This is a genomic window from Pseudofrankia sp. DC12, assembly GCF_000966285.1.
GTDB lineage: Bacteria > Actinomycetota > Actinomycetes > Frankiales > Frankiaceae > Pseudofrankia.
The window spans coordinates 6,690,646-6,703,727 of record NZ_KQ031391.1; the positions used below are offsets into that span (position 1 = coordinate 6,690,646).

Here is a 13,082-nt window from a genome sequence, read left to right on the forward strand (position 1 = left end):
CAGTCAAATCATCAACCTCCTTGACGACCCACAAAACCGATCATGAAAAGTGCGAAACTCGAGCAGAGTCTGGCCGATGTAATAGACCCCTTCCGGGTTCGAGTGGAAATTGGCAAGTGCATGGATCAGGTGGCCTGCCTGCCTGGCTGCCTCATCGTCCGCAGGGACTGGCTGGGGTGCCGCCTCTGGCTCGCGGCTGGTACCGCCATCTGCGGAAAGCGCGGCGGCGGCCCGGGCGGCGCCGTAAAGCTGCCGCCGCGGGGTCTGGCGTGCCTTCTGCATCTCAGCCCATGCCCTCAACCACTCCTCCTCGTTCGTGTCCTCAGTTGAGAGGGCGATTTCCTCTTCGACCGCGTAGGCGACGCATGCCCTGACCAGCGCTAGGACCTGCCTATTTGTCGGAGCGGTCGTGCCCGCGAGCTTGTCCTGGATGGTCGATCGCGGCATCCCCCACTTCGGGCCCTGCTTGCCGGTCAATACCACCAGTCGGGCTACCGATGGCTTGCCTGCATGGACTTGGAGTTCGCGAAGTCGCGAGGCCAGCTTGGCCACCGGGTCCTCGCCTGCTTCCTGGCTGGAGTTGCTCACGGTGCACCTCGTCGTCGTCCGGAATCGTCCGGAAACATCCGGCCGACTGGAGGGCAGTCTAGGCCCCGGGGTCCCCGGTTACCGGCGCGGACCGGGAGTCGCCGAGAAGATCGCCGGATGCCCGAGTGGTGTGGCTCGATAGAGCAGGCCTGAACGATTGGCCCGGCAAGTTGCGCGAGCGGATCGCGGCGTCAGTATCGGGACACACAGAGAGTAACGAGGATGTCGATCTCCCCCCTTGGATGTGGCCGCCGTATGCCGTCGGCGCCCCCTTGTCTCCGGAGAAGATCCGGCCGTTCGGCACGAAGACGATCGTGATCGTGATCGTGCATTGGGCGATGCGGGTCGAGCAGCTCCAGCCCTGGCACGTAACGCTGGAGGCCGCGCTCACCTCGGCGATCATGGCTGCGAGCGCCCTAGTGGTGATGGAGGTGGCCGCGTTCGCGCGGCGGGCATGGGGCCGGTTCATCCAATGGTTCGTGAAGCGGGTGAAGGTGAAAGCTCGCGCCGAGTGGTCCGTGACTCTGGGGCAGGACTGACCTCGCCAGCCCTCCTAGATCGCGTCGTCCCGGGAACGGGTGCCGCGGCGACGTCCACAGACGTCGCCGCGGCACCCGCGGAACCGGGACGAGTCCGGTCGCCCCACACCTACACCACCCGACGGCCGATTGACCTGCTTATCAGGCAGGGCTGAGCTCAGAACTCACCCGGCCAGCCCGACCAGCCGACACCAGGGCTGTCAACGAATGTGACACCAACCTCGGTTCACTGTTTCCGCTCCTACTGGAAGCCCGTCGACCGGCGGTCGCAGAACCCTGGTTTCCGAGACGGCTGGTCAGAGTCCCCGTCAGGCGGCCGGTCCGCTCGGGAACAGGGCGCGAGGTTCGAGGTCCAGCCGGGTGGTCGGCACCGTGTCGGGCGGGTCGAGGTCGAGCACCAGGTCTCCGAGGCGGCGGATGGTGTGGGTGATGTAGGGGGTGATGGTGGCCAGGTCGTCGTGGTCGACCGGGTGGCCCTCGGCGGCCAGGGCGTTCGCGGCGTCGGTGATGTCGAGCGCTGTGGAGTAGATCGCGCAGTTGGCCATCAGCTCGTTGAACTTGACCACCAGTTCCTGGTGTTCGGGGTCGTTGTGGCCGATCAGTTTCCCGCCGACCATCAGCCAGTCCGAGTAGCCGTGGAACGCCTCGGCCTTGTTGGTGATCGCGGTGATCTGCTCCCGTAACTCCGGCTCGGACAGGTAGCGCAGCAAGGTGATCGTGCGGATCACCCGGCCCAGCTCCCGGAACGCCCGGTACAGGCGGTTCTTGCGCGAGTGGTTCCCGAGCCGGCGCAGCAGGGTCACCGAGGACACCCGGCCCTCGCGGATGGAGATCGCGGTGCGCAGCAGGTCGGTCCAGTGCTTGGCGATCAGGTCCCAGTCGATGGCGTTGTCGCCGAACAGCGTGTCGATGTGCTGGTAGCGGGTCCGACCGTCGGGCCGGTAGAAGATCAGGTCGTGCCAGTTGCGGATGCGTGGCAGCAGCTCGAACCCCAACAAAGCGGACAGGCCGAACACCGGCAGCGACTGGCCCTGGGTGTCGGCGTGGACGGTGTCCGGTTGAACGTCGGACTCGTTGCGCAGCAGGCCCTCGATGATGTAGATCGCCTCCCACACCCCGCACGGGATGAAGTGGGAGAACAGCGCGATGTAGGAGTCGGCCACGTGCCGCATCGCGATCCCGCCGTAGCCGCCGTAGCGGATGTGCGACTCGGCCAGCAGGTTGTTCTCCCAGGTGTCCACCTGCGACCCGTCGACCGCGACCACCTGGCCGTCGCCCCAGATCCCGGCCACGTCCAGCTTGGCGAACTCGTTGATCACATCTGTGGAGCCCCGGTACACCTTGCCGGGGTCGGAGTGCTTGTTGCCGGCGGTGTAGATCTCGTGCGCGGACACCTTCCCGCGCGTGTGCCGGGCGACCTCGGCGGCGCCGAGGTTGGTGCCGTACGCATAGGTCGTGGTGACGTAACGGCCCAGGGTGTCGCGGATCTTCGGGTCCGACCCCGACGCCGGCCCGAAGTGCCGGTGCCAGCCGGTCAGATAGGCCGTACGGGTGAGGATGTCCAGCAGGCTGCGTTCCGGGAGTCGCTGGTGAATCGCCGTCTCCAAGACGATCGCCGAGGGCCGCCGGTCGGCCCCCTTGCGGCGCTTGAGCACCGGCCTGTCACCGTCCAGCACCAGATCGGTGTTCGCCGGATACCCGGCGTCGACCTGCGACGCGGTGCGCACCAGCTCGTCCCGGTAGTACGCCACCAGCTCGGCCGCCTCAGCCGGGATACCGGCCTGGGCGCAGAAGTCCGCGGCCAGCGGCCGGCACTCGTCCCAGGTCATGAGCTGGGCGTGCAGGTTGGCGTAGGAGTCCGAGCCCACCACCGCGACGTCCCCGGACCGCAGCTCAGCGGCCAGGTAGGAGAACACGCAGACCTCCAGGTGCCGACGAGCCAGCATCCCCGGCCGCTGCCGCTCCCGAAGCACCTTCTTCCACGCATCGCTGGCGAAAGCGTCCACCTTCACGCTGACCGTGGTGGACTGGCCGTCCTCCTCGACTGTGGTCGTCTCCGGTATCCAGTCGCTGCGCCGGTCCCGGTTGGCGCGGATGAACTCCACCGCGTCCAACACCGATCCGTCCGCGCTGGTCGCCTCCAGCTCGATTGCGTCGACCAGGGTGAACAGCACCGGCCGGTGCGAGCGGTAGAACCGCTCCAACAGCGGCAGGTAGTTGTTGCCGTGATACGCCGACACCGCCTCGGCCGCGGTGGCCAGCTCGTCGATCCCGCCGGCGTCCTCCAGCGCCTTGAGCACCAGCCGGCCCGCCCGTTCCTCGACCCCAGCGCCGGGCACCTCCCCGGTGGCGGGGTCGGCGGGCGTGGTGGCCTCGCGGGCCGCGGCCAACACCTCGCCGATCACGCCGATCAGCCGCTCGGCCTCCGCGCGGTTGGCCGCCTGGATCTCCTCCAGCCGCTCCCGGCCCTTTTTGTGCAGGGCGGCCATGCGCTTGCAGAACATGGTCACCACCTCGTCCCGCGCCGCCGTGCGGCACTCGTGCACGAGGCTGATCAGCAGCGTCAGTCGCTTGTCCTCGTTGAGCACCTTGCGCATGTCCGCGGCGTCGGTCACCCGCGCCTCGCCGGCGAAGTGTGCGATCTTGCCCGGCGGGATGCCCTCCAGCCACTCTCCAGTCGGCCCCAGCGCGTCCAACCTGGCCAGATACACCAGGCGGTCCTTGAGCTTGCCCAGCGTTGCCGCCTGCGCCGAGTCCTTCAACCGGTCCAACTCGCTGCGCCGGGTCGCCGGGTCGACCCACAGCAGCCGCTCCAACCGTGCCCGCTGCATCCGGTCCGGCCGGGCCGCCACCGCGGTGAACGTGCCGCCGTTGACCTCGGTGCGGATCAAGGCGGACATCGCGTCCAGCGTCGTGTAGCCGGGCAGCTCGCAGCTCTGCCGCACCAGCTCGTCCAACGCCACGTTGATCAGATCTGCCGGGTTGTCCTTGGACTGCACCGCCTTGCGGATCGCTGCCTCGGCCACCGCCCGCACCTTGGCCGGCGTGTACTTCACGCCCATCCGCGTGCGCACGAAGTCCCGGTGCCGCCACAGCGTCCGGTCCGACTCGTGCACGGCCTCCACGGCCTCGGCCAGCTCCAGCTTGCTGCGCACGTAGTCGACCACCGCCGCCGGCACGTCGGCCAGCTTCGGGAAGTACCCCAGCCGCTGGTAGCACTTCAGCAGCACCACCAGCGCCAGGAAGTGCTGCTCGGTAGCGGTCTTCGACCGAGCCCACCCGACCTCGTCCGCGGCGGGCGTGAACGCCTCCGCTAGCTCCCGCGCCGACACCACCCGCTTGAACCGCGGATACGCGGTCCGATCAATCGACGCCAACCCGACACCCCAGCACGATCAGGACCGAGACGTCGGCACCTTAGCCACCGGCAACGATCACCCGGCGCGCGGCCTCTGACCGGCGGTCACTGGCGGCGGCAGGTTTCTGGCGTATTCCGGCCGTCCCCCGGATCGGGGCGACTCTTGGTGCTTTTCTGCGATAGAGGCGGAGGGGGCTGCCATGGGCGTGGTGCGGGCGGAGGCGCGGAGTTCGGCGGCGCCGACCGTCGCCGAGGCGGTCGCGGCGTTCCTGGCCACGTTGGATCATCCGGAGACGGCGGGGACCCGGCGGGTCTACGCGTCGACATTGCGCCAGCTTCGCGAGCACCTCGGATCGGAGGTGCTTGTCGCGGTGCTCGACGAGCCGGCCACGGCGAGCGCGGTGGCGGGGTGGTTGTCGAGCGGTGGGGGCCGGCGGCGCCAGCGACGTTCAACCGCAACCTGGACGCGCTGCGCTCGGCGGCGGGCTACTGGCGCGACCAGGGCTGGATCGTCGGCGACCCGACCCGGGCGATCCGCCGCCGCGGTCGCGCACCCGACCGGACCCGGGCGCTGTCGCGCGCGACCGTCGAGGAACTGCTCGGCCGGGAGGACATCGGTCTGCGGGAGCGAGTGCTGTGGCGGATGTTGTACGAGACCGCCCGCGCCTCCGAGGTCCTGGCCCTCGATGTCGACGAGCTCGACCTGCGCAACCGGTGCGCCAAGGTCCGCCGCAAGGGCAACGCCGTCGACATCATCGTCTGGCGGACCGGCACCGTCTGCCTGCTGCCACGGCTGCTCAAGGGACGGCCGGCCGGGCCGGTCCGGCGCGCCCGCCTCGCGCTCCCGCCGGCCGACCTCGACCCGATCAGCGGCCGGGCCCGGCTGTCCTACCGCCGCGCGGCGGAGCTGTTCACCGCGGCGGCCGGCGGGGCGACGCTGCACCAGCTGCGCCACTCGGCGCTCACGCACGCCGCCGAGGACGGCGCGAACACCTCGACGCTGCTGTCCTACTCCGGGCACACCTCGGTCGCCTCGCTGGCCCGCTACGCCCGGGTGTCACCGGAGGCCCTGGCCCGCTGGCAGGCCGGCCGCGATCCAGCAGCCCGCCGCCGCTGAGCCCGTTGCCCCTTTCTGCCGTATCTCGGCGGCCCCCCTAGCGGGCCGTGCGGCGGCGGAACAGCGCCGTGGCGGCGGCGTAGCTGGCCACCAGGATGCCGGTGCACCAGACGAGCGCGACGGCCGCCGTGCCGTGGGCGGCGTGGCCGCGCACGAGCAGGCCGCGGACGGTGTTGATGACCGGGGTGAGCGGCTGGTGGTCGGCGAACGCCCGCAACGGGCCGGGCATCGTGCTCGTCGGCACGAACCCGCTGCTCACGTACGGCAGGAACAGGATAAGGAACGTCATGCCGTTCGCCGCCTCGGGCCCGCCGGCGAGCAGGCCGTGCGTGACCGACAGCCAGGTCATCGCCACCACGTAGAACGCCAGGACGCCGATGGCGGCGGGGAGGGGGCCGCGGTCGTCATGACAGGTCCTTTCCGCTGGTGAGGGTGAGGAAGACGTCGTCGAGGGCCGGGGTGCGCAGCTCGACGCGGGCGGCCTCGACTCCGGCGTCGGCGAGGCCGGTGAGCAGCCGGCGCAGCGCGTTGGCGCTGCCGTCGGTCGGGACACCGACGCGGCGGGCGGGCCGGTCCACGTCGAGCCCGGCGACCGCCGTGGGTCCGTGGGCAGGGCCGGCGGGCAGCAGACTGTGCAGGCAAGCGAGGGCCCGGGCGTAGGTGTCGTCGTCGGGGAAGGTCGGCTCGGCGCGTTCGGTACCGAGGCTGGACTTCAGGTCGGCGGCGCTGCCCTCGGCGACGATCCGGCCGCCGTCCAGCACCGAGATCCGGTCCGCGAGCTCGTCGGCCTCGTCGAGGTACTGGGTGGTCAGCACCGTCGCCCCGCCGTCGGCGAGCTGGGTGACGACGTCCCAGACGCCCTGGCGGCTGCGCGGGTCGAGCCCGGTCGTCGGCTCGTCGAGGAAGATGACCGCGGGTCGGCGACCAGGCCCACGGCCAGGTCCAGGCGGCGGCGCTGCCCGCCGGAGCAGGTCCGCACCAGCCGCCCGCCGAAGCCGGCGAGGCCGAACGCCTCGACCAGCGCGTCGACCCGGCGGCGGGCGTCGGCCCGAGGCAGGCGGAACAGCCGCGCGGCCAGCCGCGCGGCCAGCCGCAGGTTCTCCACCCCGGTGAGCAGCTCGTCGACGGCGGCGTGCTGGCCCGTCAGCGAGATGACCTCGCGGACCCGGCGGGCCTCGCGACGCACGTCGCGGCCCGCGACCGTGACCTCGCCGCCGTCGGCGGGCAGCAGCGTCGCGAGGATCCGGACGAGCGTCGTCTTGCCGGCGCCGTTGGCGCCGAGCAGTGCGTGCACACTGCCGGCGGTGACGTCGAGGTCGACCCCGTCGAGGACGGTGATGTCGCCGAACCGCTTGCGCAGGCCGCGTGCCCGGATCGCGACGGCACCGGCCGTGGCGGGTGGTGCCGGTGGCCGGCTGGGCGCCGGGTGGGCGGTGGTGGTGGGCATGGCGGTGACCTCCAGGGGGCGTGGAGCTGGCGTCGGGATCGATCGTCGCGGCCTGTCGTCAGCTGGACACGGGCGCTGGACCCCGAACCGGGGGTGGGGCTATGCCCTCTTCCGCCGGCGGGATTCGCCGACGGACGTGGGAAATCGGCGTGCCGGCCCGGTACGGAGACCCCCGGACTGGTCCCGGGTGGGAACCGGGAAAGGCATGTTCGCGACAGCCAGTGGTCTTCTCACGGCGCAGAATGGGCAGGTGGCGGGGGAGATGGCCCGGAATGCTCCGGGGTCAACGGGTTCACGCCGGCTCGTGGTGGCCGGCGATCTGGCGGAGACGAGGCCGATGGCTGGCGGCGAGGTTCTGACCGAGGAGAAAGTGTTCGTCGGCGGCCCGGAGAAACGGCCGATCGTGATCGCCGCGTATCGGCCGGAGTGGGTCGCACGGTTCGCGTTCGAACGTGACCGGATCGTCGCCGCCCTCGGGCCCCGGGCGGTGCGGGTCGAACATGTGGGTTCGACATCGGTGCCGGGCCTGGGCGCGAAGCCGATCGTGGACATCCTGGTTGCCGTCGCGGACATTGCCGACGACGGAGGCTTCGTGCCGGCGCTGGTCGTCGCGGGTTATGTCGTGCGGGTGCGCGAGCGTGGTGAGCACTGGATGTTGCGCACGCCGGAGCAGGACGTGCATGTGCACCTGTGCAGCGCCGGCGGCGACTGGGAGCACCGCCATCTGCTGTTCCGGGACTGGCTGCGCCACGACGGGGCCGACCGCGCCGCCTACGAGGCGGCCAAGCGCGCCCTGGCGCTGGTCGACTGGCCGAGCACCCAGCACTACTCGGCGGCCAAGTCGACCATCATCGGGGAGATCACGGCCCGGGCCCGCCCGTGGGCCGCCGCCACCGGCTGGACCGTCCCGCCGCCGCGGGCCTGACCCGCGGCCCGCCCGCAGCACGTCACACGCCGTTGTCCACGATGTTGACGGCCGGCCGCTGCGACAAACGATCTTCAACGTCTCGCGGGGGCGTGACACGCGGCCGTCGCGGTGCCGAGCGGTGGTGCGCGGTGGTGCGCGAGCAGAACGGCTAAGGCGCCGAGGGGTGGGGGAGGGCGTCGCCCGAGGCCTCACTGACGCGCTCAGCACCTGATTCGGCCGGCCTCGTCGCGCGCAGAGCGGCTGAAAATCCCGGCTGACGCGCCCACGGTCGCACCCCAGGCCTGACCACAAGATAGTCAACGCTGTTGACGAGCCGGAATCTCATTTTTGATCTTCAACCTCAACCCGGGAGACCAAAAGGACTGAAGACAGCCCCAACAGACAGCGCGGCCTTGTCGTTGCTTGTCGAAGCGCCGCAGGCGATCTCCGTGCTCTACCCGCGGCCCTGTGTCAGCGGGCCCGCAGCGCTTCGATGAGGCGGACGCGGCTGCCGGCGCGACGGACGGCGCCGGCGTAGACGCGTCCGGCGACGCGGACGAGCGCCGCGATGCCGCCGACGTCGAGGAGGACGGCGAGGGCGATCTGCCAACCGGCGGCGGTGCCGGCGGCGATGAGCATCGGCATGATCAGCGGGGCGGTGAACGGGACGACGGACAGCACGGCGAGCAGGGTGGAGCGCGGGTTGCCGGGCAGGATCGAGATCCCGACGACATACGGGATGATGATCATCATGACGAGTGGGGTGGTGACGCCGGCGGCGTCCTCCTGGCGGGAGACGAGCGCGCCGGCGGCGGCGAACAGCAGGGCGTAGAGGCCGAAGCCGAGCAGGAACCACAGCAGTGACCACAGCGCGGAGCTGGCGGCGATCGAGGCGGGCAGGTTCAGGACGCCGGTCCGCAGGCCGAACGGGACGCCGATGGCGGCGTAGAGCGCGAGCTGGAACAGGGCGACGGCGCCGATGCCGACGACCTTGCCGGCCATGAGCTGCCAGGGTCCGACGGTGGCGAGCAGGAGCTCGACGACGCGGCTGGACTTCTCCTCGATGACGCCCTGGGCGACGGCCGGCCCGAAGATCATCAGTGAGATGTAGATGAGGATGCCGGTGATCACACCGAGGCCGATGCGTGAGCTCGCGTGGGGGTCGGTGGGTTCCAGGACGGCGACGTGGATCCCGGCGGCGTTGACGGCGTCTTCGACCTGGGCCGGGTCGCCGCCGAGGGTGGAGATCTCGGTGCGCAGGGCCTGCTGGCGGGCGACGGCGGTCAGCACGGTGGCGGGCAGGTCGTCGAGGCTGTGGCGGACGACGACGTGCAGTCCGCTCGGGTCGGCGGCGGTGATGGCGGCGTCGAGGGTGCCGGCGCGGACCTGGCGTTCGCCGTCGGCGGGGTCGGTGATGGTGACGGTGTGGACGTCGAGGCCGCTGGCCTTGCCGGTGGCGGTGAGGGCCGCGGCGGTCGGGGCGTCGGTGGCGAGCAGGCCGACGGTGGCGCGGGTCGTGCCGTCGCCGCTGAACAGGGCGTCGGCGCCGATGCCCAGCAGGAGGGCGACGACGAACAGCGGGGTCATGACCCGGAAGACGCGGGAGCGGAACCGGGTGGTGACCTCGCGGCGGACGACGAGCCAGAGGACCCGGGCGGAGCCTGGCGGCCGGACCGGGTCGGTCTCGGTGGGCTCGGCCGGGGCGGCGGGGTCGACGTCGCGGGTGCCGCTCACGCCTGGCTGCCCTTCGCGGGGTCCGTCCGGCGGGCCGGCCAGGTCTGCTGGGTGGGGATGAGCCGGCCGCGTCGGCCTCGGGTGCGGGTTGGGGGTTCGGGTTCGCCGGCCTGGTGGGTGACGACCTCGCGGAAGCGCTGGGCGAGGCTGGAGCGGCGGTGGGCGAACTCGCGGACGGGCCCGGTCGCGAGCGCGGCGCGCAGGATGGCCTGGTCGTCGGTGCCGGTGGCGAGGCGCAGCTCGGTGCGGCCCCGGTCGTCGCGGCTGGCGGTGCGGACGCCGGGGAGGGTGTCGGCCCAGCCGGTCGGGGCGTCGGGAGCGTCGATGACGAGGACGGACTCGCCGTCGGCGCGGAGCTCGTCGACGGAGCCGACGGCGACCATGGTTCCGGCGGAGACGATCCCGACGCGGTCGCAGAGCAGTTCGACGAGGTCGAGCTGGTGGGAGGAGAGGACCGTGGGGACCCCGGCGGCGGCGCGTTCGCGCAGGACGTCGCTCATGACGTCGACGGCGATCGGGTCGAGGCCGGAGAACGGTTCGTCGAGGACGAGGACCGTCGGGTCGTGGACGAGGGCGGCGGCGAGCTGGGCGCGTTGCTGGTTGCCGAGGGAGAGGGCCTGGACGTCGTCGTCGAGGCGGTGGGCGATGTCGAGCCGGTCGGCCCAGACGCGGGTGGCGGCGCGGGCGGCGGGGGCGGTCATGCCGTGCAGCTGGGCGAGGTACTCGAGCTGTTCGCCGACGCGCATCTTGGGGTAGAGGCCGCGTTCCTCGGGCATGTAGCCGATCCGGCGGCGGGTGTCGATGGTGAGCGGGGTGCCGTCGTAGCGGACCTCGCCGGCGTCGGCGGCCAGGACGCCGAGCACGATGCGCATGGTGGTGGTCTTGCCGGCGCCGTTGGAGCCGACGAAGCCGAACAGTTCCCCGGCGCGGACGTCGAAGGTCATGTCCCGCAGCGCGACGACGTGGCCGTACCGCTTGGACAGCCCGTCGATCTGTAGCGCTCCGTCGCGCATCGCGGCGCCTCCAGGCTGTGTGGTTGGGCCTGTTGTCGGCCGGCCGTGGTCCATCGTGCCAGTGCTTGCGCCGTTCTTCTGGGTCGTCGCCGGGTCGCGGGAGGAATTGTGCGGTTGCGGGCGCCGGCGGCGGGAGCGGACATCCTGGCGACGTTGGTGCGCGGGGGCCGGTCGGCGTGGTCGACTGGTCGGGTGGCCGAGACTGATGTGCCGTCGACTGGTGGGCTGGTGGGCTGCTCGTTGTGTGGTCATGCCTGGGCGGCGCACTTCGGCGGTGGGCCGATGGCGGTGTGGGTGACGTGCTGCGCGACGCCCGTTGGGGCGGGTGCGGAGCCGACCGGTGTGGGCGGGGCCGACGGGGTGGTGGCGGGGCTCGCCGGTCCGGTCGCGACCTGTTTCTGCCGGCGCGGCGTGGAGGAGTTCCGCGCGGAGGCGCCGGTCGGCGCCGGCGGGGTGGTGCTGTGTGTGACGTGTGGTGCGGCGCCGGCTGAGGACACGCAGTGCCGGGCCTGTCGGGAGGCTCGGCAGCGGGCGTCGCGGGTTCGGTTCGCGGCCCGTCAGGCCCAGCTTGGCCGGGGGCCGCGGCGCCGCTGAGCGGACGCGTCCGGCGTGGCCCGGTGGGCGTCCGTTTCCTCGTGCCGGTGCCGGCCCGGGTACGGAAATGCTCCTGTTCTGACGCGGCTGGGGCTGTGGGCTGTGAGAGGTGCCGGGCGGAGGTTTAGCCGCGGGGGGCGAACATGATGACCGCCATGCCGGTGAGGCAGACGGCGGCGCCGGCGAGGTCGAAGCGGTCGGGGCGGTAGCCGTCGGCGAGGGCGCCCCACAGGATCGATCCGGCGACGAAGATGCCGCCGTAGGCGGCGAGGACGCGGCCGAAGTGGCCGTCGGGCTGGAGGGTGGCGACGAAGCCGTAGAGGGCCAGTGAGGCGATGCCGGCGGCGGCGTAGCCCCAGCCGCGGTGTTCGCGGATGGTCTGCCAGACCAGCCAGGCGCCGCCGATCTCGAGGACGGCGGCGACGGCGAACAGGGCGACGGAGCGGGCGACGACCACGGCAGGCAGGCGGCTTTCTCGGCGGGGGCGCCCGCTGCCGGGCGCCTACCCGTCGGAGGCTACCGAGCGCGCCGGCGGGCGGGCCGCGGGGCGCCGGACCCCGTCCGGCGGCTGGCGGCCTGGCGGCGGACGAAGTCGCGGCTCGGCCCGATTTTCGGCGGATGCCACGGCGACCCTCTACAGGAAGCCGGTGAGGCCAGTGGGACGGTGCGGGCCGATGGCGAGGAGCTCGAACAGGCCGTAGCCGACCTGGCCGTCGCGGGTGAAGCGGGCGAGGCTGTCGGTGATGCCGACGAGGCGGCCGGCGGTGTCGGGGTCGGTCAGCTCGACGGTCTCGCCGTCGACTTTCAGCGGCCCCTGGTACATGCCGTGCCTCCAGCCGGGGTCGAAGCCGTAGCCGGTGCCGGCTCCGAGGTGGGCGGTGAGCTGGACCTCGGCGGTGATCTCGGGGAGCTTGTCGTCGCGGCGGGTGAAGCGGATGGCGGCGGCGGTCGGGACGCGGGTGCCGGGCCGGAAGGTGATGGTGACGTCGGGGCGGCCGAGCTGTTCGGCGGGCCGGCCGGTGGCCTCGGGCCAGACGAGCAGCGCCTCCTCCAGGGCGCGGTTCCCGGCTTCGTCCTCCTGCACGATGACGATGACGGAGTGGTCGGGGAACTGGATCGGCAGATAGAGCCAGAAAAGGGTGTGGAACTCCCCTGGCCGGCCGGGAGGTTCGGGTTCGCCGACGGGCCGGATTCCCCAGGACCGGTCGCGGGTGCCCCACCAGCGGTCGGGGGTGACCTGGGTGGTGTGCCCGTCGACGGTGAAGGTGCCGGTCCAGCGGCCGGTCTGGGCGAGGCGGCAGGCGTCGATGATGATCCGGTCGGAGGCGCCGCGGATGGTCTGGCGGGGTTCGAGGGTCGCGGGCATGGCGGCGTCGAAGGTGAGGTCGGCGGACAGGCCCCAGTCGTTGGGTTCGAGGACGAACCGCAGGGTGCGCAGGCCTTCGACGACCTCGACGCGGAACGGGCCGACGGTGGTGTCGAGCCGGTCGGCGGCGAGTTCTGCGGAGGCGCGTACGACGCGGTGCTCGGTGCCGCGGCGCAGCAGGGCGAACGCGTCGGCGGTGCCGAGGTTCGGGTACTGGCCGAGGCCGAGGACGAGGAACGTGTCGCCGGTGTGGGTGCCGCAGTTGAAGTAGTAGCGGTCGTAGAAGTTGCGGTCGGAGGTGGCGGCCTGGCGGATCGGTGCGGCGGTCTGGTGGACGGGGTAGTCGTCGAGCGGCGACAGCACGGGTGCTCCTGGGGTTCGTCGGCGGCGACGGTTCGGGCGTCCAGAGGAGGCCGGGC

Annotated in this window: 12 protein-coding genes; 3 read left to right on the forward strand and 9 right to left on the reverse strand. The window is 71.9% G+C overall.

What is annotated here, in order from left to right:
- Positions 1 to 3: 3 nt before the first annotated feature.
- The gene (locus FRADC12_RS27050; protein WP_157489073.1) at positions 4 to 588 is read right to left on the reverse strand and encodes a hypothetical protein; all 585 of its coding nucleotides are present in this window, start codon (positions 586 to 588) and stop codon (positions 4 to 6) included.
- A gap of 125 nt (positions 589 to 713) precedes the next feature.
- Here FRADC12_RS27050 and FRADC12_RS27055 point away from each other — a divergent pair, with 125 nt between their 5' ends.
- Complete coding sequence (locus FRADC12_RS27055; protein ID WP_157489074.1) at positions 714 to 1,127, forward strand: hypothetical protein; 414 nt, start codon at positions 714 to 716, stop codon at positions 1,125 to 1,127.
- Positions 1,128 to 1,435: 308 nt separating this feature from the next.
- On the opposite strand, the gene FRADC12_RS27060 is transcribed toward FRADC12_RS27055, so the two are convergent.
- On the reverse strand, positions 1,436 to 4,504 hold the full coding sequence (locus FRADC12_RS27060) for a Tn3 family transposase (RefSeq protein ID WP_045878733.1): 3,069 nt from the start codon (positions 4,502 to 4,504) through the stop codon (positions 1,436 to 1,438).
- 390 nt (positions 4,505 to 4,894) lie between these two features.
- Here FRADC12_RS27060 and FRADC12_RS30660 point away from each other — a divergent pair, with 390 nt between their 5' ends.
- Positions 4,895 to 5,602, forward strand: coding sequence for a tyrosine-type recombinase/integrase (locus tag FRADC12_RS30660; RefSeq protein ID WP_198153059.1), 708 nt, complete (start codon positions 4,895 to 4,897; stop codon positions 5,600 to 5,602).
- Between the two features lie 37 nt (positions 5,603 to 5,639).
- Here FRADC12_RS30660 and FRADC12_RS27070 read toward each other — a convergent pair whose 3' ends face one another.
- Genes FRADC12_RS27070 through FRADC12_RS35250 form a run of 3 tightly spaced genes read right to left on the reverse strand, consistent with a single transcriptional unit; the run spans position 5,640 to position 7,049 of the window.
- Entirely contained in the window at positions 5,640 to 5,951 is a 312-nt protein-coding gene (locus FRADC12_RS27070; protein ID WP_232304077.1) for an ABC transporter permease, read from the reverse strand.
- A 55-nt stretch (positions 5,952 to 6,006) separates the two neighbouring features.
- Positions 6,007 to 6,417, reverse strand: coding sequence for a hypothetical protein (locus FRADC12_RS35245; RefSeq protein ID WP_502685291.1), 411 nt, complete (start codon positions 6,415 to 6,417; stop codon positions 6,007 to 6,009).
- Positions 6,411 to 7,049, reverse strand: a complete 639-nt coding sequence (locus tag FRADC12_RS35250; RefSeq protein ID WP_502685292.1) for an ATP-binding cassette domain-containing protein — start codon at positions 7,047 to 7,049, stop codon at positions 6,411 to 6,413. Before FRADC12_RS35250 ends, FRADC12_RS35245 begins: the two co-directional genes overlap by 7 nt.
- Positions 7,050 to 7,386: 337 nt before the next feature.
- On the opposite strand from FRADC12_RS35250, the gene FRADC12_RS27080 reads away from it, so the two are divergent.
- Complete coding sequence (locus FRADC12_RS27080; RefSeq protein ID WP_045880309.1) at positions 7,387 to 7,974, forward strand: GrpB family protein; 588 nt, start codon at positions 7,387 to 7,389, stop codon at positions 7,972 to 7,974.
- A gap of 453 nt (positions 7,975 to 8,427) precedes the next feature.
- On the opposite strand, the gene FRADC12_RS27085 is transcribed toward FRADC12_RS27080, so the two are convergent.
- The 4 genes from FRADC12_RS27085 to FRADC12_RS27105 form a co-directional block, all read right to left on the reverse strand.
- Positions 8,428 to 9,690, reverse strand: a complete 1,263-nt coding sequence (locus FRADC12_RS27085; RefSeq protein ID WP_045878734.1) for an ABC transporter permease — start codon at positions 9,688 to 9,690, stop codon at positions 8,428 to 8,430.
- Positions 9,687 to 10,703, reverse strand: coding sequence for an ABC transporter ATP-binding protein (locus FRADC12_RS27090; protein ID WP_045878735.1), 1,017 nt, complete (start codon positions 10,701 to 10,703; stop codon positions 9,687 to 9,689). The genes FRADC12_RS27085 and FRADC12_RS27090 overlap by 4 nt, the downstream gene beginning before the upstream one ends.
- A 718-nt stretch (positions 10,704 to 11,421) precedes the next feature.
- Positions 11,422 to 11,754: a YnfA family protein gene (locus tag FRADC12_RS27100; protein ID WP_045878737.1), complete on the reverse strand. Its 333-nt coding sequence runs from the start codon at positions 11,752 to 11,754 to the stop codon at positions 11,422 to 11,424.
- Between the two features lie 177 nt (positions 11,755 to 11,931).
- On the reverse strand, positions 11,932 to 13,026 hold the full coding sequence (locus FRADC12_RS27105) for an Rv3169 family protein (protein WP_045878738.1): 1,095 nt from the start codon (positions 13,024 to 13,026) through the stop codon (positions 11,932 to 11,934).
- Between the last annotated feature and the right edge of the window lie 56 nt (positions 13,027 to 13,082).